Origin of the sequence: Mesorhizobium sp. INR15, from assembly GCF_015500075.1 — a bacterium.
Lineage (GTDB): Bacteria > Pseudomonadota > Alphaproteobacteria > Rhizobiales > Rhizobiaceae > Mesorhizobium.
The window spans coordinates 5911253-5933790 of record NZ_CP045496.1; the positions used below are offsets into that span (position 1 = coordinate 5911253).

Here is a 22538-nt window from a genome sequence, read left to right on the forward strand (position 1 = left end):
CGGTCCGGACATTCCGGACCGCCGAAAAGCGCATGTCGAGAGTATTCCATGAACCAGACCACCGACCTGCTGACGCTGCGGTCCGTCTCCAAATCCTACGGCAATGTGCCGGTGCTGCACGGCATCGACCTGTCGATCAGGGATGGCGAATTCCTGACCGTTCTCGGCCCTTCAGGCTCCGGCAAGACCACGGTGTTGCGGCTTATCGGCGGCCTTGAGCCGCTGACCGGCGGCGAGATCCGGCTTGACGGCCAGGACATCGGCCGCATGCCGATCAACCGGCGGCCGTTCAACACAGTGTTCCAGGACTACGCGCTGTTCCCGCACCTGACCGTTTCCGGCAATGTCGGCTACGGGCTTTCCGTCCGCCATGTGCCGCGCAAGGAGATTGCACGCCGCGTTGCAGAAGCACTTGAGCTGGTCCAGCTCGGGCGCTTCGCCGATCGCTTTCCAGCGCAGCTTTCCGGTGGCCAGCGCCAACGCGTCGCCTTGGCCCGCGCGCTGATCTGCCAGCCGCGCCTTATCCTGCTCGACGAGCCGCTGGCGGCGCTCGACCTTGAACTGCGCCGGCAGATGCAGGAATTCCTGAAATCCATCCAGCGCGAAATCAAGACCACCTTCCTGTTCGTGACGCACGACCAGGAGGAAGCCATTGGAATGGCCGATCGTATCTGCGTCATGGAGGCCGGCCATATCCGCCAGCTCGGCACACCGCATGAGCTCTATTACAAGCCCAACTGCGAATTCGTGGCGCGCTTCTTCGGCGAGAACAATCTTGTGGCGGGCAAGCTCGGGCCGGTGCAGGGCGAGCTACGCTCGATCGAGACGGCGCTCGGCCGCATGGTCTGCTCGATCGGCGACCAACCCCATTTGAAATCAGCAGCGGATGGCGCCAGCGCGTTCGCCGCCTTCCGTCCCGAAGCCTTGCATGTTGCCACGGCGCAAGACACAGAAAACCGCTTTTCCGGCACGATCACCGATCTCGCATTCGCCGGCTCCTCGACCGTCGCCACCATCACAGCAGGCGAAGCCAACCGCCTGAGGCTGCGCGTCCCAAGCCGCGTCGACGGCAGCGCATTGAAGTCCGGCGTGGCGGTATCCCTGTCGTTTGCGCCGCACGAAGGCCATCTGGTGCTGGCATGAGCAGCGCCGGTTCGGTACGGCCAGCGGAGAACCGGCTGTCGCAACTGGTCACGGTTCTGGCTTTCGCCTTGCCCGTGGTCTTCGTTCTCGTGCCACTGGCGATCTTCCTCGGCTACAGTTTCTTCAGCGTCGACCAGGGCACGATCGTCCATGATCTGTCGCTGGGCAACTATATCCGCTTCTTCACCGATCCGGTCTTTCCCAGGGTGTTCTGGAACACCATCGTTTTGTGTCTCTCGGTGGCGGCAATCTGCATCCTGCTTGCCTATCCCGCCGCCTATTTCCTGACAACGCTGAAAGGGCGCTGGCGCTATGCCTTGCTGATGCTGCTGCTGGTGCCGCTCCTGATGAGCTATGTCATCAAAATCTATGCCATCCGCAGCATCCTTGGCCTCAACGGCTTTCTCAACAAGGCGCTGGTGGCGGTTGGCATCCTGCAGGAGCCGTCGACGCTTTTCGTCTTCAACATGAACGCCATTCTGCTGACGCTTACCTTGCTGCTGATCCCCTTCGCCATCCTGCCGATCTTCCTGTCGCTGGAGCGGATTCCGCAGGTCCTGCTGCGCGCCTCCGATGATCTCGGCGCCAGTGGCCTGCAGACATTCCTGCGCATCACCTTGCCGCTCAGCTTGCCCGGTGTCGCCTCGGCGGCAAGCTTCGTCTTCGTGCTGGCGATCGGCGATTTCCTGACGCCGCAAATGGTCGGCGGTATCAGCGGTTTCACCTTTGGCCGTATTCTCTACAGCCAGTTCGGCACGGCCTATAACTGGCCGTTCGGCGCGGCCCTGTCGGTGGCGCTGGCCATTGTGGTCATCGCGGCCATTCTTGTCGGCGAGCGTTTCGGGCGCAGCCGAGGGACTTCGATATGAGCGCCCTGCCCCGGCCGTCGACGATCTTTCTGGCGGCGATCACGACACTGGTTGCCGTGCTGCTCTACAGCCCGCTGTTCGTGCCGATCGTGTCGTCGTTCTTCACGGTTTCGCATGGCGATGTCGACTGGTCTTCGCCGACATTCGCGACCTATGTGGCGCTCGCCGAGAACCACGATATCCTGGCGGCCTTGCGCACCACGCTGATCGTCGGTGTCTGCACCGTCATCCTGTCCGTGGTCAGCGGCACGCTGCTGGCGCTCTACTATCATGGGCGCAGGGCGGGACGCTCGACGTTGCAGTTCATCATCTTCCTGCCGTTCCTGATGCCGCCGATCATCAGCGGCCTGGCGCTCTTGATCTTCTTCCGCGAAATCGGCCTCGAACGCTCGCTGCTGACGGTCGTCATCGGACATACCGTCTTCGTTTTGGCGATCGTCTACCGCACGGTGCTGATGCGCCTGCAGTCGATGAGCCGCACGCTGGTTGAAGCCTCCTACGATCTTGGCGCGACGGGCTGGCAGACATTCTGGCGCATCATCCTGCCAAACCTGTCGAGCGCGATGGTCGGCGGCGCCATCCTCGCCTTCGCCCTGTCCTTCGACGAGACCATGATCACCATCCTGGTGACCGGCACCCAGAGTACGCTGCCCGTCAGGCTGTGGGCGATGATGCGGCTTGGCTTTTCACCCGACATCAATGCGCTGGTCGCATTGATCCTCATGTTCACCGTGCTGCTTTGCGTACTTGCCGCCCGCTTCCTCATTCCCAAGCAGATGGCGACGCAACGGAATTGACGGCCTCAGCTTGCGGCAGTGAAGGCTCGGTTGCGGTCGATCAACTCACGAACGAAGGCCTGGACGAGGCTTCGTGTTTCGTCGGCCTTGCGGTAGGCAATCAGGTGCCTAGAGGAGAAGGTGTAGGATCCCGGCTTGATCGCCCGCAAGTCACCGCTCTCGACCCATGACGACGCGAAATGCATCGGCAGGAAGCCGATGAAATTGCCCGACAGGATCAGCATCAACTGCGCTTCCATGTGGATGACCGATGCGCTGGCTCTCGGGTGCCCGACCAAATAGAGATCGTCGAAATAGCGATAGCTGCGCACTGAAAATCGGGCCGCGTCGATCGCGCCCTGGTCGATGCGGGAATCGTGCAGGGCGAAGAGCGGATGCCGCCGGCCGCAATAGAGGAAATGCGGTTCGCCGCAATAGTCCCGATAGACAACGCCCGGCGCCTTCTGCGACAGCGGCCCGATGACGACGTCGCGCTCGCCATCGGCGACCTGCTGTTCAAGTTCGGACGGTGTGCCCAGGGTCAAATCGATAAAGACGTCGGAATCAGGTCCCATGAAGCGCTTCAGAGCGTGCTGGATGCCCAGTTCATCGCTTGTGAACACGCCATCCGAAGTCCCGATGCGCAGCCGACCCGACAGGCTGCCGCTGGCCGCGCTGATGCGATGGCCGAAATCGTCGAGATCGCGGAACAGCTTGAGTGCCGCATCATAGGTCGCCTGTCCGACCTCGGTGAGACGGAACTGCTTGCGCCCGCGATGACAGAGTTGCGCACCGATGCGCTTCTCCAACTCCGCCAGATGCGTGCTGAGCGTCGGCTGCGACAAGTTGAGGGTGATCTGCGCATCGGCGAACCCCCCTGAATCCGCCAGTGCCACGAAGACGCGGAGCAGACGGATATCGATGTTGTCGAGCCGCCGCATGCCTGCCTCCCCGATCGGTGATGCATCGACATTATTCGATGTAAAATTCGAAATAAACTCATTTACATGAATGTTGAAAATCGCGACCCTTGGCGCAACAAAAATGGGGAACAATCATGAAAACAACATTCGCCACAGCGCTGTCCGCGGCATTTCTGCTCGCCAGTTCGCAATTCGCCTTGAGTGCCGACCAAATCCGCATCCTGGCTCCAACCTGGCTGGGGTTTGCACCTGTCCACATCGCCAGCGATCTCGGCTGCTTCGCCGCCAAGGACCTCGATGTCAGCATCAAGTTCGAGGACGATCTGACCAATGTCATGGCGGCGATGGCGCGCGGCGATATCGAGATGCAGATGCGCTCCGTCGGCGAGTATCAGGGCCGTCCGCGTGACGCATCGACGCCAGGCATCATCATCGGCACCATCGATGAATCCGTCGGCGGCGACGGCGTCATCACGGACGACGCGATCAAGTCGGTCGCCGATCTCAAGGGCAAGGTGGTCGCGGCAGAGCCTAATATTCCTTCACGCCTGCTGCTTCAGATGGAGCTCAAACAAGCCGGCCTGTCGTTGAAGGATCTCCAGATCAAGGACATCGCCACGGCTGATACGGGCGCGGTTTTCGTCGACCCGTCGATTGCCGCGGTCGCGACCTACGAGCCGTTCATGTCCCAGGCAATCAAGGCCTCCACTCGCCCGGGTGCCCGCATGCTGGTCTCGTCCAAGGATCACCGCGGCATCATCATCGACGCGATCATCGTCCGCAATGACGACTTCAAGGCGAGCCCGGACAAATACGCCAGGTTCCTCGGCTGCATCTATGACGCCGTTGATTTCATCAAGGCGGAGCCCGCGAAATTCGCCGACATGGCCTCCAAGCATTTCGGCCTGACACCGGCTGAAGTGTCCGATATCGTCAACTCCAGCCTGTCCTACACGACGCTCGCGGAATCGCTCGCCTACATGGGCAAGGCCGGAGAAAAGGGCACGCTGCACGGCATATTCGACACCGTGATGGAGCTCAACCTGGAGAACGGCGCCGCCGACACCAAACTTGTGGCGGCCGACCAGATCGACAATTCCGCGATCAACAAGGTGCCGGTGAAATAGCACTACCGACCAGGGTCCGGCGGGTGCCACCTGGCGCCTGCCGGTGGTCTCTTCATCAGCCGCTCCCAAAGAGAGCGCGCTTTCGATCACCCGGGGATAGTGATTTGTTCAGCAGCCTGTTTGTTTTTCGCGGCCGTGCGTCGCCGGTGGTGGAGTTTGCCGTCAGTGTCGCGGCTGCAGTGTTCGTCGTTGCGCTTTGGGAACTGGCGGCACGTGCCGGCTTTATCGCGCCGCAGTTCCTGCCATCGCCGAGCCGCGTCGTCGTCGCCCTGTGGACGATGCTGACCGAGCAGAACCTGCTCTGGCATGTCGGGGTTTCGACCCTCCGCGTCTGGATCGCCTTCCTGCTTGCCGCTGTCATGGCGATCCCGATCGGCATCATGATGAGCAGCTACCGGATCGTCGGCGCGGCGCTGGAGCCAATGATCGACTTCATCCGCTACTTGCCGGTGCCAGCACTTGTGCCGCTGTCCATCATCTGGTTCGGCGTCGGCGAGGAGACCAAGATCTTCCTGCTCTGGCTGGGTACATTCTTCCAGCTCGTGCTGCTCGTCGCCGACGACATGCGGCGGGTGCCGCAGGAGTTCGTCGAGGTCGCCCGCACCGTGGGCGCCAATTCGCGGCAGGTGATGACCGATGTCGCCCTGCGCTGGATGGGGCCGACGCTGCTCGACAATCTCAGGATCACGCTCGGCTGGTGCTGGACCTACCTGATCATCGCCGAGATCGTCGCCGCCGATTCCGGCATCGGCTATGTGATCTGGACGGCGCGGCGTTTCGTCAAGACGCCCGAGGTCATGGCGGGTGTCGTCGTCATCGGCCTGATCGGCCTCATCACCGACCAATTCCTTCGCCTGCTTCACCGCCGGCTGTTCCGGTATCTGTGAGGGATATGACAATGAGCGGATATGTTCAGTTCGTTGACACGGCGAAGTCCTTCGGCCCGGTCAATGTCGTTCGCAAGACCAGCCTTGGGCTCGACCGCAATTCACTGGTCGTATTCCTCGGGCCGTCGGGCTGCGGCAAGACCACGCTGATGCGCATGGTCGGCGGCCTTGACGAGCCGAGTTCGGGCTCGATCCTGCTTGGCGGCGAGAAGGTGGTGAAGCCTGACCGCCGGCGCGGCATGGTGTTCCAGTCCTATTCATCCTTTCCCTGGCTGACCGTCGAGAAGAATATCGCCTTCGGCATGCGCTACAGGAAGGACCTTGACGCCGGCCAAAAGGCTGAACGCATCGGCCACTATCTCGATCTGTTTGGTCTCGCCGACTTCGCCGGCTCCTATCCGAACCGTATCTCTGGCGGCATGCGCCAGCGCGTCGCCATTGCGCGAACCCTGGCAGCGGGGTCGGATGTGCTGCTGATGGACGAACCCTTCGGCGCGCTCGATGCGTTGACCCGCGAACGCCTTCAGGTCGAGTTGCGGCAGATCCAGATCCGCGAGGAAAAGACGGTCATCTTCGTCACCCATGATGTCGAGGAAGCGGTGTTCCTTGCCGACCGGATCATCCTGTTCTCGCGCAGGCCGGCCTCGGTGGTGGCCGACATAGATGTGGCGGCCGAGCTCGGTCCGGATCGGCCGTTGGAGATCCGGGAAACCCAGAAATTCTTCGAATTGCGAAACAAGGTCCTGCACCTGATCCGCAACGAAACCGGAGTGGTCGTATGAACCTCTCCCTCTCCGGAAAGACGGTCGTCATCACCGGCGCGAGCCGGGGTATCGGTCTCGGCATCGCCAGGGGCTTCGCCCAGGCCGGCGCCAGCCTGCATCTGATCGCGAACGACCCAGCCGTTCACGAACGGGCACATGAGCTGGGCGCCACCAGTGCCGAGGCCGACATTGCCGATCGCGCGGCTGTCGCGGCCGCACTCGAACCGGTCGCCCGCATCGACGTGCTCATCAACAATGCCGGCCTCGAATTGATGACGCCGATCACCGACAGTGACGACGACAACGAAGCCGCTTTCAGGCGCATCATCGAGATCAACATCATCGGCACGGCGCTGGTCACGGCCCGTGCCTTGCCGCGCATGCAGGACGGCGGCTCGATCATCAACACCGCGTCGATCTGGGGCCGCGTCGCCGAGGCGCGGTTCGGCGCCTATGTCGCCTCCAAGCATGCCATTATCGGCCTGACCAAGACCTGGGCCAAGGAGCTTGGATCGAAGGGTATCCGCGTCAATGCGGTCTGTCCCGGCTGGGTCCGCACGGAGGCGTCGATGCGCTCGCTCGGCCGCATGGCGCAGCAGGGCGATGTCAGCGAGGAGACGCTGCTCGAAAGCATTGTCGGCGCGCAGGCCCTGCCGGGGCTGATGGAGCCGGCCGACATGGCCGGCACCTATCTGTTCCTGGCGTCGGACCTCGCCGCCAATATCACTGGACAGTCGCTCGGCGTCGACAGGGGAGAAGTGCCTTGGTAAGCCCGCTTCACGAAAAGCGCGCTCTGGTCACCGGCGCGGCCAGCGGCATCGGCCGCGCGACCGCACTCGCCTTGCGGGAAGCGGGCGCCACCGTTCTCGGGCTCGACCTGAAGGCGTCCGAAGGCGATATCCCGATCCTTGCCTGCGACCTCGCCATCGAAGCCGACATCATTGCAGCAGTCAGGCAAGGCGCGGAGCGGATTGGCGGCTATGACATTCTCGTCAACAATGCCGGCATCCTACAGGAAGCGCCACTGGACGCGATATCTATCGGGCATGTCGACCGCATGTTCGCGGTCAACGTGCGCGGCGTGATCCTGGTGGCACGGGAAGTCCTGCCCTATCTCCCCAATGGCGGCCGTATCATCAACGTCGCTTCGGAGCTTGCCTATCTCGGCCGGGCGAACGCCTCGGTCTATTGCGCGACAAAGGCCGCCCTGCTCGGCCTGACCCGTTCCTGGGCACGCGAGCTTGCCCCTCGCATCCTTGTCAACGCCGTGGCGCCCGGGCCAACCGACACGCCGCTTCTCGGCTTTGAAGCACTCACCGAGAGCCAGCGCGCGCAGGAAACCACCCATCCGTTGGGGCGGATCGGGCGGCCGGATGAAATCGCGTCCGCGGTGGTTTTCCTGGCCGGCCCGGGCTCCACTTTTTTCACCGGACAATGCCTGGGCGCCAATGGCGGCGCGGCAATGCTTTGAAATGAGATGATCATGACAGACAGAGTTTTCCTTGCCGAGCTGCCGTGGCCCGAAGCCGAGAAGCGGATCGCAGCCGGCGCGCCCGTCTTCCTGCCGCTTGGTGCAACCGAACAGCATGGCCACCACATGGCGATGAATGTCGATGTCGTCCTGCCGACCGCTATTGCCGAAGCAGTGGCGAAACAGGTCGGCGGTCTCGTCGCGCCGACCATCGCCTACGGCAACCGCTCGCAGCCGAGGACGGGTGGCGGTCCCGCCTTCCCCGGGACGATCAACGTCACCGCGCATACGTTCTCGCTGCTGGTCAAGGATGTGATCTGCGACCTCTACCGGCAGAAGGTTCGGCGCATCGTCGTGCTCAACGGCCACTACGAGAACATCGGCCCGTCGATCGAAGGCATCGAACTGGCGCTTGACGCCATCGGCCGCGAGCGTGCGGCGGATCTTACGATCCTGCGCATCGACCATTGGGAAATGGTGCGCGCCGAGACGCTGGCGAAAGTGTTTCCTGATGGCTACCCCGGCATCGAGCTCGAGCACGCAAGCGTCATTGAGACCTCGATGATGCTGGCGCTGCGCCCGGAGCTCGTCGATCTCGGCAAGGCGCTGCATGACGGGCCCGCACAATTCAAACCCTATGATCGCTATCCCCGACCCGCCGAGGAAGTGCCGCCCTCCGGCGTCCTGTCGCTGACCGAGGGCTCGTCGGCCGAGAAGGGCCGCTGGCTGCTCGACGACTGCGAGACGCGGATCGCCGACATCGTCAAACATGAATTCTTCTGAGGTGCCGACATCATGAGCAGCAATTTCTTCCAGCCGGTCGACGCGTCGGCTGTTCCTCGCTTCGCCGGGCTTTCGACCTTCATGCGGCTGCCGGCGGTGCCGAGCGCCGAGGGGCTCGATATCGCCCTTGTCGGCATACCGTGGGACGGCGGCACGACCAACCGCGCCGGCGCACGCCACGGCCCGCGCGAAATCCGTAATCAGTCGAGCCTGATGCGGCGCGCCCATCATGTCTCGGGGACGGAGCCGTTCAGCATCGCCAACGTTGCCGATGTCGGAGATGTCTCCGTCAATCCCATCAACCTGCTGGACGGATTGAAGCGCATCGAGGACGGTATCGCGCAGATCGTCGGCGCAGGCGCCATTCCGCTTGCCGCCGGCGGTGATCATCTGACCACGCTGCCGGTGCTGCGCGCCGTCGCCAAGGACAAGCCCGTCGGCATGATCCATTTCGACGCGCATTCCGACACCAATGACAGCTATTTCGGCGACAACCCTTACACGCACGGCACGCCCTTCCGCCGCGCCATCGAGGAGGGACTGCTCGACCCGAAGCGCGTCGTGCAGATCGGCATTCGCGGCTCCATCTACGAGCCAGGCGAGCATGACTGGGCGGTCGCCCAGGGTATTCGCATCATCTACATGGAAGAGTTCGTTCGGCGCGGCGCAGCCAGTGTCATGGAAGAGGCGCGCGCCATCGCCGGAAGCGGGCCGACCTATGTGACCTTCGACATCGACTGCATCGACCCGTCGATGGCGCCGGGCACGGGCACGCCCGAACTGGGCGGCTTCACCACCAGAGAGGCGCAGGAGATGGTGCGCCTCCTCGAAGGGCTGAACATTGTCGGCGCCGATGTGGTGGAAGTCGCTCCGCCGTTCGATCTCGGCGGTATGACGGCGCTCGCCGGCGCGACAATGATGTTCGAACTGCTGTGCGTGATTGCGAAGTCCGTCTCGGAACGCCGAGGACAGGTCTGATCGTACCGGTCAGGTCAAGGCGCTGTCGATAGTACTCTGGAGCGTCACCGTAGCGCAGACGGCGCAAGATCAAAGACGCGACCGGGATTGAGGATGGTGTTGGGGTCAAGCGCCGCCTTCAGCCGGCGCATCGTGGCGATTTCAGCATCGCTGCGCACCAGGTGCAGCCACTTCTTCTTGTCGAGGCCGATGCCATGTTCGGCCGAGACGCCGCCACCGGCCGCGGCCACGCTGCGGTAGACGATGTCATATGCCGCGGCCAGATCCCCGGTGCGAACCTGATAGTGCAGATTGCCGTCGCCGAGATGGCCGAAGACATAGATGTCGGCGCCGGGATCGACGGCGCGGATGGCGGCTTCCGTTTCCCGCAGGAAAGCTCCCATGCGCGCCAGCGGAATGCTGATATCGACGCCGATCAGATCCTTCATCGAAAACAGCAGACGGTTGGCGTCCTCGCGCACATCCCACAGCGCGCGGAATTCACGCGGTGACTGCGAGACGACGACATCATCGATCACGCCATCCTCGACCGCCTGCATCAGCACCTCGGCGAAACGCTCGGCATCGCGCTCCGGTTCGCTGCCCTGGATCTCGGCCAGCACATAGACGGGCGACCCGGCCGGCAGTGGTGCCGGCATGGCCATGGTGGCAACCATCGCGTCATAGAGCGGGGCGAAATTGACTTCGTAGGCCGACAGCAGCGGGCCGAGTTTTTGCCGCAGCAGGCCGAGCAGCGCGATGGCCGCATCAAGCGATGGAAGCGCGCAGAAAGCATTCACTTCCGAAGCCGGCTTCGGGTGCAGCCTCAGTGCCGCGCGCGTGACCACGCCAAGCGTGCCTTCGGTGCCAATGAACAGCTGGCTGAGGTCATAGCCGGAATTGTCCTTGGGCAGGCCTTTGAGCGAGGTTAGCACGCTGCCATCGGCAAGCACGGCTTCCAGCCCCAGCACCTGCGCGCGGTACATGCCGTAGCGCAGCACGCGGATGCCACCGGCATTGGTGGCGATATTGCCGCCGACCGTGGCCGAGCCGCGCGCGCCGATGTCGACGCCGAACATCAGCCCGGCACCGTCAGCCGTTTCCTGCACAGCCTGCAGGGTTGCGCCTGCTTCCGCGACGATACTTGCCGCCTGCTGGTCGGGTGCGGCAAGGCTGGTCATACGCTCAAGCGACAACACCACTTCGCTGGGCTGCACGCGGGCAGAGCCGGTCAGCCCGGTGCGCCCACCCTGAACGACGACAGGCTGGCCAAGACGGTTGCATGCGGCAAGCGCCGTGGCGACGCCAGCCGTATCACGCGGGCGCAGCACCACTTCAGGAAGCACGCCGAGCTTGCCGTCGGGATCGTCGCGATAGCGCTGATCAACGTCAGAGCCGGCGAGTATGGCGCCCGCGCCAAGTTGGCTGCCGAGTTCAGAGAGAAGCCTTTGCGTTTCAGACGACATCGGGTTCATGCCTTTGCCCTGACCATCGCCCACCATGCTTGCCATCCTCAGTACCGTTGCCGGCCGACCATATTCGCGATCGCCTGGCGGTCAACAGCGGAAGCATGTGTCCGGCGCCAATCCCTGGGGAGGCGCCGGACGGCAGCGGACTACTGCAGCTTCGCCTGCAAGGCGTTGACGTCGTCGGTGGTCATTTCGCCGTCGGTGGTAACCTTGCCGTCGACGATCTTCCAGAGGCGGAACGGACCGGTGATGTCGCCATACTTGTCGAAGGCAACCGGGCCGATGACGCCTTCGTAGCGGATCGGCTTGCCGTCCTTGATCAGGCCGAGCGCCTTGGCGAATTCTTCCTTGCCGGCAAAGATCGGCGTGCCGGCCGGGTCGACCGCCTTGTACATGGCATCCTTGATCTTGGCGGGGTCTTCGGAGCCGGCAATGGCGATGGCCAAGCCCACGATGGCGCCGGCATCATAGGAACGATCCGCCGCCGGATTGGACGGCTCGATGCCGGAGAAGGTCTTGTAGTTCTTCATGAAGTAATCGGTGGAGGCCGTCGGGCTGGTGCCGGACGACGTGCCATAGGCTTCCTTCAGATAATCGGCGCCAACGGACTCGATGAAATCGGGGCTGTTCATGCCGTCATTGAGCAGGAATTTCTGCACGCCGCCTTGCGAGATCCAAGTGCGGGCAACCGTCGCGCCGTCGACAGGCGTGCTGACGAGGTAGAGCCCGTCCGGCTCGCCGCCCATCGCCGCCGTGACTTCCGAAGCATAGCTCGACTGCTTTTCATTGTAGGGCGTGTCGGACACGATGGTGCCGCCGAGCGCTTTGTAGGCGCGTGAGAATTCGGCCACCATGTTGACGCCGAAGTCGTTGTTGACATGGATGATTGACAGCTTCTTGAAGCCCTTGTCGACGGCGTATTTGGCTGCGGCAACACCTTGCAGCGCATCCGACGTGATGGTGCGGAAGAAGATGCCGTTGGTCTTGCCGTCACGGCCGAGCGCAGTCAGCGTCGGCGAGGACGAAGCCGGCGACACCTGGACGATCTTGGCCGGCGCGGTCACCGAGGTCAGGATTGGGATCGACACCGAAGAGATGATGCCGCCGATGATGACAGGCACCTTCTTGACCTGCACCAGCTGGGTGGCGGCGTCGACGGCGATGTTGCCCTGGCTCTGGCTGTCGCGGGTGTCGGTGACAAGATCGCAGCCGCGCACGCCGCCGGCATCATTGATGTCACGGAAAGCCATTTCGACCGACTTTGCGCCGGCCTGGCCGTATTCGCCGGCCGGTCCTGTCAGTTCCATGACAAGGCCGACGGTGATCTTGCAGTCCGCCGCGTGGGCGACGCTGGCCATCGTCACGAGAGCGAGCGCGGTGGTGAGTTGGAGTATCGTCTTTCTCATTTTTGTTCCCCTTTGAGCTACACGAACTGATTTTACGTCTGGAAGATCTCAGCGTTCCGGCACCTGCAGCCAGGTTTCATGCAGATGTCGCCATTGGACGCCGTTGGGCGCCGATGAACTGGTGGTGAAAACGGCACTGGATTGGCGACGGTTCGCCTTGCCGTCGCGCAGTTGCGCCTCGACATAGAAGACGACGATCGTGTCGCCGTCTTGCCAGCCGGGCCGGATGTCCTCGATGGCAATGGCAAAGCCGTCGTCGCAGGCAGCACGGCTCGAGCGGACATGGTCAACAACCGCGCCGCGATCGAGAACCTGGCCGTCCGGCGTCACCATGCCGAAGCCTTCGCCCATGACGCGCTCGAAGCGGCTGAAGTCGACTGTGTCGGCCCGTGCCGCGACAAACCAGTCGACGAACAGGCGATGCAGGTCGACCACCTCGGCGCTGGCCTTGGAAAACAGGGTCTCGTCGATGACGCTCATGTCCGGCCTGCGTTCAAATTGTAGTGCATGATCGAGCCGTGGCGGCCGTGGCGGTCGCGCTCCAGTGTGTATACATCACCCTGAAGACCATGGCTTTGCGCGATGACGGCGGCGATCAGCGCCATGTCCTCGGCGTCGAGCGTGATGTCCATGATCCTGGCATTGGCCAGCGCATGCGCCTGATTGCGGGCGCCGACGATGACGGCCGCCACTTGCGGCTGTTCGAGCACCCAGGCGCTGGCAATGGTTGCGATGTCGACACCGTGTCGATCGCCTACCGCTTTCAATGTCCTCAGCAACAGCTGGAACAGGTCCCAGCCGCCGAAATCGTCGATGATCAGCTTGTATTTGACCAGTGAGCGGTTCTCGAGGGGCATGGCAGGCTCTTCGACATCAAGCCATTTGTCGCTGAGGAAGCCGCCCGCCACGGAGCCATAGCAAAGGAAGCTGACGCCGTTCCGCCTCGCAAGCTCGGCAAGGCTGTTGGCCGGCCGCTGATCGAGTACGGAATATTGCAATTGCTGGCTGACCAACGGGATGCCGGCGGCGAGGATTTCGGCCAGCCGCGGCGTGTCGAAATTGGTGGTGCCGAGATTGCGCAACTTGCCTTCGACACGAAGCTCGTTGAGCCAGCCCATCGCATCGACATAGCGCGGCTGTGCGTAATCCCACCAATGGAACTGCACGAGGTCAATCCGCTCGGTCTTCAGCCGCCGCAGCGACTGATCGACGATGCCCCTGATGTAGTCGCGGCTGATGCCGGCAAGCCGTTCGAGGTCGGGCACCATCTTGGTGTGGACCTTCATTTTGGCAGCGACGTCGAGCCCGCGTTCGGCGGCCAGCCGTAGTCGCGCCGCGCCAATCAGCTCTTCGACCCCGGTATAGATATCGGCGCAGTCATAGGTTCGGATGCCGGCGTCGAAAGTGGCAATCAGGTCGGTCACGGCCTGCTGGCGATCGATGGCGCCGTGGCCGCCGGCGAGCTGCCAGCCGCCGCGAATGACGCGTGAAATCGTATAGCCGGGCCCGAGTTCGAAGGATTTTCCGCCCATGTCTAATCATTCTCCTTCGGCAGTGGCACAGCTGTCGTTTCGGCATGGCTGAAGCTGCGCTTGGCCAACCTCACGATCCGCAGCCGGCTGGCGCAATTGGGATCAGGACAGGCGATCTCGGCATCCGAGGTCATCCAGTCGTTCCTGTCGGTCGGGCGCTGCTTGGCCGCCAGCAAGGGCAACACGGCGGCAAGCGAATAGATCGAAAAGCCCTGCCCTGCCGGCAGCGACAGCATCTCGCCCTTCAGCTCGAAATAGTCGCCCTCCCTGGCGCCGCAATAAATCGGCTTGCCCTTGGGGATCACCGCTTCGACGCGAAGATCGAAGAGTTCGAAACCGTCGTCGGCCATTCAGACCTCCACCAGGCTAAAGGTGACGTCGCAGGCGCCGTTGCGGCGGATGATGCCGCATGCGGCGGCGAACTGTTCACGCTCCTCGGCAAGCACTTGCGCCACCACGCTGCCGGCCAGCCAGCCGATCGGGAACAGAAGGCGCGCACCCTGCCCGTAGTAGAGGCCGATGTCGAAAATCGCGTTGGGATTGCCGCCCCACATGCGTGGCGGCACATAGGCCAGCACGATGTCGCCCGGCTGCGGGTTGAGCGTCGCGTTCTCTGCCGGCAAGGGCCGGGCATAGGCTTGGCCTTCGAGGTCGGCGGATGGAACCGGGCATGAAATTTCCGGCCCGGTCCACATCGCATGAATGCCGGCAACAACGCGTGGCATGCTGAGATATGCCGAGAGGAAGGCAGCGTTTTCCGGCGCCTTCTCCGGCAGCAACAGCGCCGTGACGGAAAGTTTGGAGCGCGGCTCGGTGATCAGGATCGCTGGCTTGGTCATGTAAGATCTTTCAAGGCGGAGGTTTGCAGCTTGCTGCGCAGGAAGGTGAAGGGCCGGCTGATGTCGGCGACCAGGGACTCGCGTGCCGACTGCGCATCCTGCGTGGCGAGCGCCGTGACGATGCTGCGGTGATGTTGGGCGGTGTCGACCTCGCCGGCTTCCGAAAAGGCGTAGATGGCGACACGGATACAGGGCCCGGATTGCAGCCATAGGCTCTCGATCATCGGGATCAGCACGGCCGAACCGCAGGAACGATAAATCTCGAAGTGAAAACTCTGGTTGAGCGTCACTTCGCGATCGACATCCTTCTTGTGCTTCAGCGCCCGCATCTCGTCCCATTCGCCAAGGATGGTCTCGATGGTGGCGATCTGGCGTGGTCCCATGCGCGCGGCGGCCAGCGCGATCGCCTCGCCCTCGATCAGGATCCGGGCGCGTAACAGGTCATCAAGGCGATCGAGCGTGATCGGCGGCACGCGCACCGAACGGTTGGGCAGCGCCTCCAGGGCCTTTTCGGTAATCAGCCGTCCGAGCGCCTCGCGCACCGGCATGGTCGATGTGACCAGCGCATCGGCGAGGCCACGGATGGTCAGCACTTGGCTCGGCTCGAACAGGCCGCCGATCAGGGCGCGGCGCAGTTCCGAATAGACGCGGTCCTGCACGGTTTCGCGGCCAACCGGCGCAAGCTGGGCAGCGATCGCCTCATTGTTCTTTTCGATAGCGGCCTTTTGCATGGCGCTCCCGGTTCTGGCCCGTTTTTGGCTTGCGAAGAAAATTAAAGCTGATTAGCGTGATCAAAGCAAGTGTGATCACAAATCAAAAATCAGAAGGCGGCAATGATCGCCTTCGGCCAGAGGGTGTGATGAGCGAGGCAACCGAACGGCAGGGAGCGGGAAGCCGCGCGCCGGTTCTGACGGCGAGGAACGTCGTCAGGCGGTTCGGCGGTCTTGTCGCGGTCAACGATGTTTCGTTCGATGTGCGGTCCGGGGAAATCCTTGGCCTGATCGGGCCGAACGGCGCCGGCAAGACGACGATGTTCGATCTTCTCGCCGGCAGCATCCTGCCAACCAGCGGTGAAATCCTGCTCAACGGCGCGTTGGTCTCCGGTGAAGCCGCGCATCGCCGCATCGGACGTGGCCTTGGCCGCACGTTCCAGATTCCTCGGCCGTTGCCGAACCTGACGCTGGTCGAAAACATCATGCTGGCCGCGCAAGGTCAGTCCGGCGAAAGGCTTCTCGCCAACTTCCTGACACCCGGACGGGTCGCCGCCGAAGAGAGGATCGGCAAGAAGAAGGCGCTGGAATTGCTCGAACTGGTGTCGCTCACCCGCCTCGCGCATGAGCCGGCACGCGTGCTCTCCGGCGGCCAGCGCAAATTGCTCGAACTTGCCCGCGTCATGATGGCCGATCCGGCGATCATCCTGCTCGATGAGCCCGCCGCCGGCGTCAACGCAACGCTGCTCGAGGTCATCATCGACCGCATCCGCGACATCAACGCGCGCGGCATCACCTTCCTGCTGATCGAGCACAATATCGACATGGTGACGCGGCTCTGCCATCGCGTCCTGGTCATGGCGAGCGGGCAGCTGCTCAGCGAAGGCACGGCGGAAGAGGTCGCCCGTGATCCACGCGTCATCGAGGCCTATCTTGGCGGTGCCGCATGAGCGAGACCGTCCTGGATGTTCGCGATCTCGAGGCCGGCTATGAGCCGGGCGTGCCGATCGTGCGCGGCGCCTCGATCGTCGTGAGGAAAGGTGAGATCGTCGTCGTGCTCGGGCCCAATGGCGCCGGCAAATCAAGTTTCATCAAGGCCATAGCCGGCCTTGTGCCGATCACCGGCGGCACGGTGCTGCTGGATGGCAAGGACATCACCGCCGCTCCCGCTCACACCATGGTCCGGCTCGGCCTCGCTTTCGTCCCGCAAACAGAGAACATCTTCCCGCTGATGTCGGTCGAGGACAATCTCAGGGTTGCCTGCGGCATCCTCGAGCGGCGCGACATCCCCGGCCGTATCGAGGAAATGTATGCCGCATTCCCCGACCTTGTGCGTCAACGCAGAACCGCCGCAGGCAACCTTTCAGGCGGCCAGCGCCAGATGCTGGCCGTCGCGCGGGCGCTGATCGTCCATCCCAAGGTGCTGGTGCTCGACGAACCTTCCGCCGGCCTGTCGCCCAAATTCGTGTCGATGGTGTTCGAGATGCTGGCCGGCATCCGCAAGTCCGGCGTGACCATCCTTCTGGTCGAACAGAACGCCAAAGCCGCGCTTGCCATCGGCGACCGCGCCTATGTGCTGGTCGAAGGCAAGGACCGGCACGAGGGCGTTGCTTCCGAGCTCTGGAACGACCCGGTCGTCGCCGAGCTCTATCTGGGTCAGCGCCCTCTGCATGGCAAAGGGAGCGCGGCATGAACCTGCAATTTGTCGTCGACGGACTGCTGACCGGCTCGATGATCGGCCTCGGTGCGATCGGCGTGACGCTCACCTATTCGATCCTGCGCTTCTCCAATTTCGCCCATGGCGACTTCATGGCCTGGGGCACTTATGCAACGCTGGCCGTCGTCAGCGCCATCGGTGCGATGGTCGGCAAGGTCGCACCGATCGGTCCGCTCTCCTTCGGCTGGCCGCTGATCGTCGCGCTCATCGCCGGCATGGTGTTCACCGCCCTGCTGGCACTGCTGCTCGACAAGGTGCTGTTTTCGCGGCTGCGCTCACAAGGACAGGCAATCATCGTGGTGATGGCAAGCTTCGGCGCTTCGATGGCGCTCAGAAGCCTGCTCGAATTCAGCTTCAGCTCGCGGCCAACCTATTTCAGCCGGGCGATCCAGATCGCCATGCCGGTTGGCTTCGGCATCCGCATCACTCCCGACCAGATCGCGCTGCTCTGCCTAACCGCAATACTTGTGCTTGGCGTCCATCTGCTGATGACGCGCACGCAGACCGGGCGCTCCATGCAGGCCTTGAGCCAGAACGCGGCCCTCGCCCGCATCGTCGGCATCGACGTCGCCAGCGTGGTGCGCGTCACCTGGATCATCGGCGGCGCGCTGGCCTGCGTGGCCGGCGTGATGATCGGCATTCTGGTGCAGATCCGTCCGTTCATGGGTTTCGACATGTTGTTGCCGATGTTCGCAGCCGCCATTCTCGGCGGCATCGGCAGCATTCCCGGCGCCGTGCTCGGCGGCCTGATCATCGGGCTGGCCGAGGCCGGCGCGGTGCAATTGATCGGCGCCGAGTGGCGCGCCGCCGTCTCCTTTATCATCCTGATGGCGGTGCTGTTCGTGCGGCCGATCGGCCTGTTTGGTGTGAGGGAACGCTGATGGACCTGCTCGGCTACGGCGCATTCTTCCTGACCACCGCGCTGATCTTCTCGCTTGTGACGCTGGGGCTCAACCTGCAGTGGGGGCTGACCGGGTTGTTCAATGTCGGGCTGGCCGGCTTCGTCGCCATCGGCGCCTACACATCGGCGCTGCTGACCACGCCGGATGACGCGGCCCGGCTGGGCGGCTTTGGCTTGCCGATCCTTGTCGGCTGGCTTGGCGCGATGATCGTCGGCGGCCTCGCGGCGGCGCTCACCGGCATGGCAACGCTGCGCCTCAGGTCGGACTATCTGGCGATCACCACGTTCGGTGTCGCTGTCGTCGTGCAACTGGTGGCGCTCAACGCGCAGAAACTGACCGGTGGCCCCTTCGGCATCGGCTTCATTCCTCGGCCCTTCGGCAGCCTTGCGGAGACGCCGCTGCTGTTCAACCTGTCCAATCTCGCGGTGGTCTCGGCGGTGACGCTGATCGTCTATCTCGCCCTCGAACACCTGTCGCGCAGCCCATGGGGACGGGTCTTGAAGGCGCTGCGCGAAGATGAGCGGGCAGCGATTTCACTCGGCAAAAGCGCCCGCTTCTACCGTGTCCAGGCCTTTGCCGTCGGCGGCGCCATCATGGCGCTTGCCGGCGCCCTGCAGGCGCATTTCACCGGCTTCATCGCGCCCGACAATTATCTGCCGATCCTGACCTTCCAGGTCTGGGTGATGCTGATCGTCGGCGGCTCCGGCAGCAATCTCGGCGCTGTTGTTGGCAGCGTTCTTGTCTGGGCGATCTGGGCGGGGTCAGGCACCATGACCAGCATCCTGTTTCCGCCCGAGCAACAGGCGCGCGCGGCCTCGCTGCAGATCGTCGCCATCGGCGTCATGCTCTGTGTCATCCTGCTGCTGCGGCCGAACGGCCTGTTCGGCGACAGGCCAAGACGGCCTTGGTTTGGCAAGCGGGCAGCCAAGAGCAAAGCCGCATCATGAATGCCATTGCCCGACAGCAGGGTGATGGCCCGTCGCTGTGGCACGCCGTCAGCCGCACTCGCCGCGACCGGCCTGTGCTGCAAGGCGCAATCGATGTAGACCTAGCCATTGTCGGCGGCGGCTTTTCCGGCCTCTCGACCGCACTGCACGCCGTTGAAAAGGGACTGTCGGTCGTTGTCCTCGAGGCTGAGTTTATCGCCTGGGGCGCGACCGGCCGAAATGCCGGCTTCGTCGTGCCGAATTTCGCCAAGATGGACCCGGTTGATATCTTTGCCCATCTGGGGCCTGAGCGTGGCGACAAGCTGATCGATTTCGCCGCCGGCAGTGCCGATCTCGTCTTCGACCTGATCAGGCGGCATGGCATAAATTGCGACGCCTTGCAGAGCGGCTGGATCCAGCCGGCCCACTCCGCTGCCGCTTTCGAAAAGATCAAATCGCGGGCTGAGCAGTGGGCGGAGCGCGACCGGCCAGCCGTGACACTGGATCGCCAGGAAATCGAAGCGCTGACCGGCGCGCGCGGCTATGTTGGCGGCTGGATGGACGGCTCGGGCGGCGTGCTCAATCCGGTCGAGTACGCTAATGGCCTGGCCGAGGCAGCGGAGAGCGCGGGCGCCCGAATCTTCGAACACACACCTGTCACGTCGATTGATCGCACAGCCCATGGCTGGGCGCTGAAAACAGCTGCAGGCTCGGTGCAGGCCGGCAAGGTGCTGATCGCCACCAATGCCTATGGCGGGCCGCTCTTTGAGGCGCTGCGGCGAACCTACTTTCCGCTGAAGGTCTTCCAGATTGCGACCGCGCCGTTGCCGCGCGAGATACGCAGCCGCCTTTTGCCCGGCGGACAAGGCGTCGGCGACACAAGGCGTAACCTCTTCACCTTCCGCTTCGATGCCGACAACAGGCTGATCAGCGGCGGCATGCATATTCTGGGCCCCGGCGCCGACACGCGGGTGCCGCAGGCGACCTGGCGGCGGTTGGCGAAACATCTCGATCTGCCCGACCTGCCGCCGCTTGCCTATGCCTGGTCGGGGATGGCGGCCGTCGAGCCGGATTTCCTGCCACGCCTTGTCGATCTTGGACCAAACATGATCGCCGGCTTTGCCTGCAACGGCCGTGGCATCGCCATGACCACGGCGATGGGCAAGTTGTTGGCTGACTGGGCAAGCGGAGCCGATCCCCGCGATCTGCCGCTGCCCTTCGCGCCGCCAGCGCCGATCCCGTTTCACGGCCTGATGCGGCACGCTCCCAACATGCTGCTCGGCTGGAGCATGTTGCGCGACCGGCTGGACGAGGCCAGATAGACGACAGTCAGTTGGGCGCGCCAAGGTTATCCGACAGAACCGCAGCCGCCACCGCGATGTCCTGTTCGACGTAAGCTCGCGCGGATGGACCGTTGCGCTGCTCCAAGGCGGCGACGATCCTGCGATGCGCATCATTCGACCGCGGTATGTAGTGATCGGCCTGCATCAGGAGCTTGAGATAAGGGCCCACCCTGCCCCAGAGATCGCGGATCATGTTGAGCAGTATCGGTGCGCCGGCATGCTGATAGATGGCGAAGTGGAATGCCTCGTTCAGGGTGAGATAGGCCCTGGCATCGCCGGCCTCGATGGCATGCTGCATGCCGGCGAGCATCGCCTGAATGTCAACCAAACCGCTCTCCGTCATCCGCGACGCCGCCAACTCGCTTGCCAGCCCCTCGACGGCGACGCGGATGCGCGTCAGTTCCGCGAAGGCGGGCGCGGACAGCAACGGCACGATGATCGAGCGGTTGTTCTGCATTTCGAGCAGCCGCTCGGCGACCAGCCTCTGCAGCGCCTCGCGGATCGGCGTCGTCGATATGCCGAACGTTTCGGCGAGCTTGCGGATGACCAGTGTCTGGCCCGGACTGAAGCCGCCGGAAATCAGCTCCTGCTTAAGCGCGCCATAGGCGCGGTCATTGAGAGTTTGATGTTCGAGCTTCAACATGTGCTTCGCCTGCCCCAAGCGGTTGTCCGGTTCACCAGTTCGAAAGCGCGCGGTCCAGCGTCTCGGCCAGTTGCTCGGCATTGTCCCGGGCAAATGGCAGCGGCGGCCTGATCTTCAGAACATTGCCGCGCGGACCACAGGAGGAGATCAGAACGCCGTCCTCGCGCATGGCCTCGACGACGGCTGACGTCTTGGTGGCGGCCAACGCCTCGTCGCCGTCCACCGTCAATTCGACGCCGAAATAGAGGCCGTTTTGCCTGACATCGCCGACCATGGAGTGACGGCCCTGGACAGCACCGAGCAATTCGCCGGTGTAGGCGCCGACCACGCGCGCGTTTTCGATCAGCCCCTCGCCCTCGATCACATCGAGAACCGCGAGGCCCACAGCCGCCGCCACCGGATTGCCGCCGAACGTGTTGAAATAGCCGGTGTTCGAACCGAAAGACGCCACGAGTTCCGGCCGCACCATAACAGCGCCCATCGGATGTCCGTCGCCGATCGGCTTGCCCATCGTGATGATGTCCGGCTTGAGGCCATAATTGGCGAAGCCCCACATGCCCTGGCCAAGCCGGCCGAAGCCGGACTGAACCTCATCGGCAATGATGATGCCGCCAGCCTTTTTGACGAGGTCCGCCGCCTCGCGCATGACCGATGCGGCGGGAAAGAAGATGCCGTCGCTGGAGAAGGCCGAGTCGACAAGCAGCGCCGCCGGCCGGATATTTTCCGCACGCATGCTGTCGATGGCGGCGGCGACATTTTTTGCAAAATCGTGCGCGGCACTGCCGTGGTCGCGATATGTGTCCGGCGCTGCGACTGTGCGATGCTGTGCCGGCACTGCCTTCAGCCCTACGGCTGCCGGCGACAGTTGCGCGGTGGCGATCGTTGCGCCGTGATAGGCGAATTCGGTGATGATCACCCCGGTTCCGCCGGTTGCATTCTGGGCGATGCGGATGGCCAGGTCATTGGCCTCGCTTCCGGTGCAGGTGAACATGGCGTGGCCGAGATGGGCCGGACAGGTGCCGAGAAGCCTTTCCGCGTAGTCGAGGATGATCTCGCTCAGATAGCGTGTGTGGGTGTTGAGCGTCGCGGCCTGTCCCGCCAGAGCCTCGACGACGCGTGGGTGGCAGTGCCCGACCGAGGCGACGTTGTTGTAGGCATCGAGAAATTTCCGGCCATTGGCGTCGTAGAGCCAGACACCGCTGCCACGCACCAGATGGATCGGGTTGCGGTAGAAGGCGCGATAGGTCGGCCCAAGCAGCCTGGCGCGGCGCTCGAGCAAGGCACGCTCGGATGCCGAGGCACTGGGGTCAGCGAAGGCGTTTGCAGGATACGGCGAGGACTGTGACACGGG

At 63.4% G+C, this 22538-nt stretch carries 25 protein-coding genes; 15 read left to right on the plus strand and 10 right to left on the minus strand.

Features of this window, described 5'->3' with window-relative positions; translation table 11 throughout:
- Positions 1 to 48: 48 nt before the first annotated feature.
- Genes GA829_RS28860 through GA829_RS28870 form a run of 3 tightly spaced genes read left to right on the plus strand, consistent with a single transcriptional unit; the run spans position 49 to position 2809 of the window.
- A complete protein-coding gene (locus GA829_RS28860) occupies positions 49 to 1143 on the plus strand; it encodes an ABC transporter ATP-binding protein (RefSeq protein ID WP_195175956.1) in 1095 nt (364 codons plus the stop codon).
- A complete protein-coding gene (locus tag GA829_RS28865) occupies positions 1140 to 2012 on the plus strand; it encodes an ABC transporter permease (protein ID WP_195175957.1) in 873 nt (290 codons plus the stop codon). The genes GA829_RS28860 and GA829_RS28865 overlap by 4 nt, the downstream gene beginning before the upstream one ends.
- Complete coding sequence (locus GA829_RS28870; RefSeq protein ID WP_195175958.1) at positions 2009 to 2809, plus strand: ABC transporter permease; 801 nt, start codon at positions 2009 to 2011, stop codon at positions 2807 to 2809. The genes GA829_RS28865 and GA829_RS28870 overlap by 4 nt, the downstream gene beginning before the upstream one ends.
- A gap of 5 nt (positions 2810 to 2814) precedes the next feature.
- On the opposite strand, the gene GA829_RS28875 is transcribed toward GA829_RS28870, so the two are convergent.
- A complete protein-coding gene (locus tag GA829_RS28875) occupies positions 2815 to 3729 on the minus strand; it encodes a LysR family transcriptional regulator (RefSeq protein ID WP_195175959.1) in 915 nt (304 codons plus the stop codon).
- 116 nt (positions 3730 to 3845) lie between these two features.
- Here GA829_RS28875 and GA829_RS28880 point away from each other — a divergent pair, with 116 nt between their 5' ends.
- The 7 genes from GA829_RS28880 to speB all read left to right on the plus strand — a co-directional run bounded on the left by GA829_RS28880 (position 3846) and on the right by speB (position 9721).
- On the plus strand, positions 3846 to 4838 hold the full coding sequence (locus GA829_RS28880; protein WP_195175960.1) for an ABC transporter substrate-binding protein: 993 nt from the start codon (positions 3846 to 3848) through the stop codon (positions 4836 to 4838).
- A gap of 104 nt (positions 4839 to 4942) precedes the next feature.
- Positions 4943 to 5725: an ABC transporter permease gene (locus GA829_RS28885; protein ID WP_195175961.1), complete on the plus strand. Its 783-nt coding sequence runs from the start codon at positions 4943 to 4945 to the stop codon at positions 5723 to 5725.
- Positions 5726 to 5736: 11 nt separating this feature from the next.
- The gene (locus GA829_RS28890) at positions 5737 to 6507 is read left to right on the plus strand and encodes an ABC transporter ATP-binding protein (protein WP_258052002.1); all 771 of its coding nucleotides are present in this window, start codon (positions 5737 to 5739) and stop codon (positions 6505 to 6507) included.
- A complete protein-coding gene (locus GA829_RS28895; RefSeq protein WP_195175963.1) occupies positions 6504 to 7259 on the plus strand; it encodes an SDR family NAD(P)-dependent oxidoreductase in 756 nt (251 codons plus the stop codon). Before GA829_RS28890 ends, GA829_RS28895 begins: the two co-directional genes overlap by 4 nt.
- Complete coding sequence (locus tag GA829_RS28900) at positions 7253 to 7960, plus strand: SDR family NAD(P)-dependent oxidoreductase (RefSeq protein ID WP_195175964.1); 708 nt, start codon at positions 7253 to 7255, stop codon at positions 7958 to 7960. Before GA829_RS28895 ends, GA829_RS28900 begins: the two co-directional genes overlap by 7 nt.
- A 12-nt stretch (positions 7961 to 7972) precedes the next feature.
- Positions 7973 to 8743 carry a creatininase gene (locus GA829_RS28905; protein ID WP_195175965.1) on the plus strand — a complete coding sequence of 257 codons (771 nt, stop codon included), beginning with the start codon at positions 7973 to 7975 and terminating at the stop codon, positions 8741 to 8743.
- A gap of 12 nt (positions 8744 to 8755) precedes the next feature.
- Entirely contained in the window at positions 8756 to 9721 is a 966-nt protein-coding gene (gene speB, locus GA829_RS28910) for an agmatinase (RefSeq protein ID WP_195175966.1), read from the plus strand.
- A gap of 44 nt (positions 9722 to 9765) precedes the next feature.
- On the opposite strand, the gene GA829_RS28915 is transcribed toward speB, so the two are convergent.
- The 7 genes from GA829_RS28915 to GA829_RS28945 all read right to left on the minus strand — a co-directional run bounded on the left by GA829_RS28915 (position 9766) and on the right by GA829_RS28945 (position 15677).
- The gene (locus tag GA829_RS28915; RefSeq protein ID WP_195179846.1) at positions 9766 to 11166 is read right to left on the minus strand and encodes an FAD-binding oxidoreductase; all 1401 of its coding nucleotides are present in this window, start codon (positions 11164 to 11166) and stop codon (positions 9766 to 9768) included.
- Positions 11167 to 11315: 149 nt separating this feature from the next.
- Positions 11316 to 12575, minus strand: coding sequence for an ABC transporter substrate-binding protein (locus GA829_RS28920; RefSeq protein ID WP_195175967.1), 1260 nt, complete (start codon positions 12573 to 12575; stop codon positions 11316 to 11318).
- Positions 12576 to 12623: 48 nt separating this feature from the next.
- Complete coding sequence (locus tag GA829_RS28925; RefSeq protein ID WP_195175968.1) at positions 12624 to 13055, minus strand: DUF4440 domain-containing protein; 432 nt, start codon at positions 13053 to 13055, stop codon at positions 12624 to 12626.
- Positions 13052 to 14107 (minus strand): aldo/keto reductase, encoded by a 1056-nt coding sequence (locus GA829_RS28930; RefSeq protein ID WP_195175969.1) that lies wholly within the window; start codon positions 14105 to 14107, stop codon positions 13052 to 13054. The genes GA829_RS28925 and GA829_RS28930 overlap by 4 nt, the downstream gene beginning before the upstream one ends.
- A 2-nt stretch (positions 14108 to 14109) precedes the next feature.
- On the minus strand, positions 14110 to 14457 hold the full coding sequence (locus GA829_RS28935; protein ID WP_195175970.1) for a TIGR04076 family protein: 348 nt from the start codon (positions 14455 to 14457) through the stop codon (positions 14110 to 14112).
- On the minus strand, positions 14458 to 14946 hold the full coding sequence (locus GA829_RS28940) for a DUF3830 family protein (protein ID WP_195175971.1): 489 nt from the start codon (positions 14944 to 14946) through the stop codon (positions 14458 to 14460).
- Positions 14943 to 15677, minus strand: a complete 735-nt coding sequence (locus tag GA829_RS28945) for a GntR family transcriptional regulator (protein WP_195175972.1) — start codon at positions 15675 to 15677, stop codon at positions 14943 to 14945. Before GA829_RS28945 ends, GA829_RS28940 begins: the two co-directional genes overlap by 4 nt.
- Positions 15678 to 15805: 128 nt before the next feature.
- Here GA829_RS28945 and GA829_RS28950 point away from each other — a divergent pair, with 128 nt between their 5' ends.
- From GA829_RS28950 to GA829_RS28970, 5 genes are read left to right on the plus strand one after another with little or no spacing between them, the layout of a single operon-like run.
- The gene (locus GA829_RS28950) at positions 15806 to 16606 is read left to right on the plus strand and encodes an ABC transporter ATP-binding protein (protein ID WP_195175973.1); all 801 of its coding nucleotides are present in this window, start codon (positions 15806 to 15808) and stop codon (positions 16604 to 16606) included.
- Positions 16603 to 17349 carry a branched-chain amino acid ABC transporter ATP-binding protein gene (locus tag GA829_RS28955; RefSeq protein WP_195175974.1) on the plus strand — a complete coding sequence of 249 codons (747 nt, stop codon included), beginning with the start codon at positions 16603 to 16605 and terminating at the stop codon, positions 17347 to 17349. Before GA829_RS28950 ends, GA829_RS28955 begins: the two co-directional genes overlap by 4 nt.
- Complete coding sequence (locus GA829_RS28960; RefSeq protein WP_195175975.1) at positions 17346 to 18254, plus strand: branched-chain amino acid ABC transporter permease; 909 nt, start codon at positions 17346 to 17348, stop codon at positions 18252 to 18254. Before GA829_RS28955 ends, GA829_RS28960 begins: the two co-directional genes overlap by 4 nt.
- Complete coding sequence (locus tag GA829_RS28965; RefSeq protein WP_195179847.1) at positions 18251 to 19222, plus strand: branched-chain amino acid ABC transporter permease; 972 nt, start codon at positions 18251 to 18253, stop codon at positions 19220 to 19222. Before GA829_RS28960 ends, GA829_RS28965 begins: the two co-directional genes overlap by 4 nt.
- Positions 19219 to 20523 carry an NAD(P)/FAD-dependent oxidoreductase gene (locus GA829_RS28970; protein WP_195175976.1) on the plus strand — a complete coding sequence of 435 codons (1305 nt, stop codon included), beginning with the start codon at positions 19219 to 19221 and terminating at the stop codon, positions 20521 to 20523. The genes GA829_RS28965 and GA829_RS28970 overlap by 4 nt, the downstream gene beginning before the upstream one ends.
- 7 nt (positions 20524 to 20530) lie before the next feature.
- Here the strand turns inward: GA829_RS28970 and GA829_RS28975 are convergent, their stop codons facing one another.
- Together GA829_RS28975 and GA829_RS28980 are read right to left on the minus strand one after the other, a co-directional pair.
- Positions 20531 to 21187, minus strand: a complete 657-nt coding sequence (locus GA829_RS28975; RefSeq protein WP_195175977.1) for a GntR family transcriptional regulator — start codon at positions 21185 to 21187, stop codon at positions 20531 to 20533.
- A 31-nt stretch (positions 21188 to 21218) separates the two neighbouring features.
- Entirely contained in the window at positions 21219 to 22535 is a 1317-nt protein-coding gene (locus GA829_RS28980) for an aspartate aminotransferase family protein (RefSeq protein ID WP_195175978.1), read from the minus strand.
- Positions 22536 to 22538: the final 3 nt, after the last annotated feature.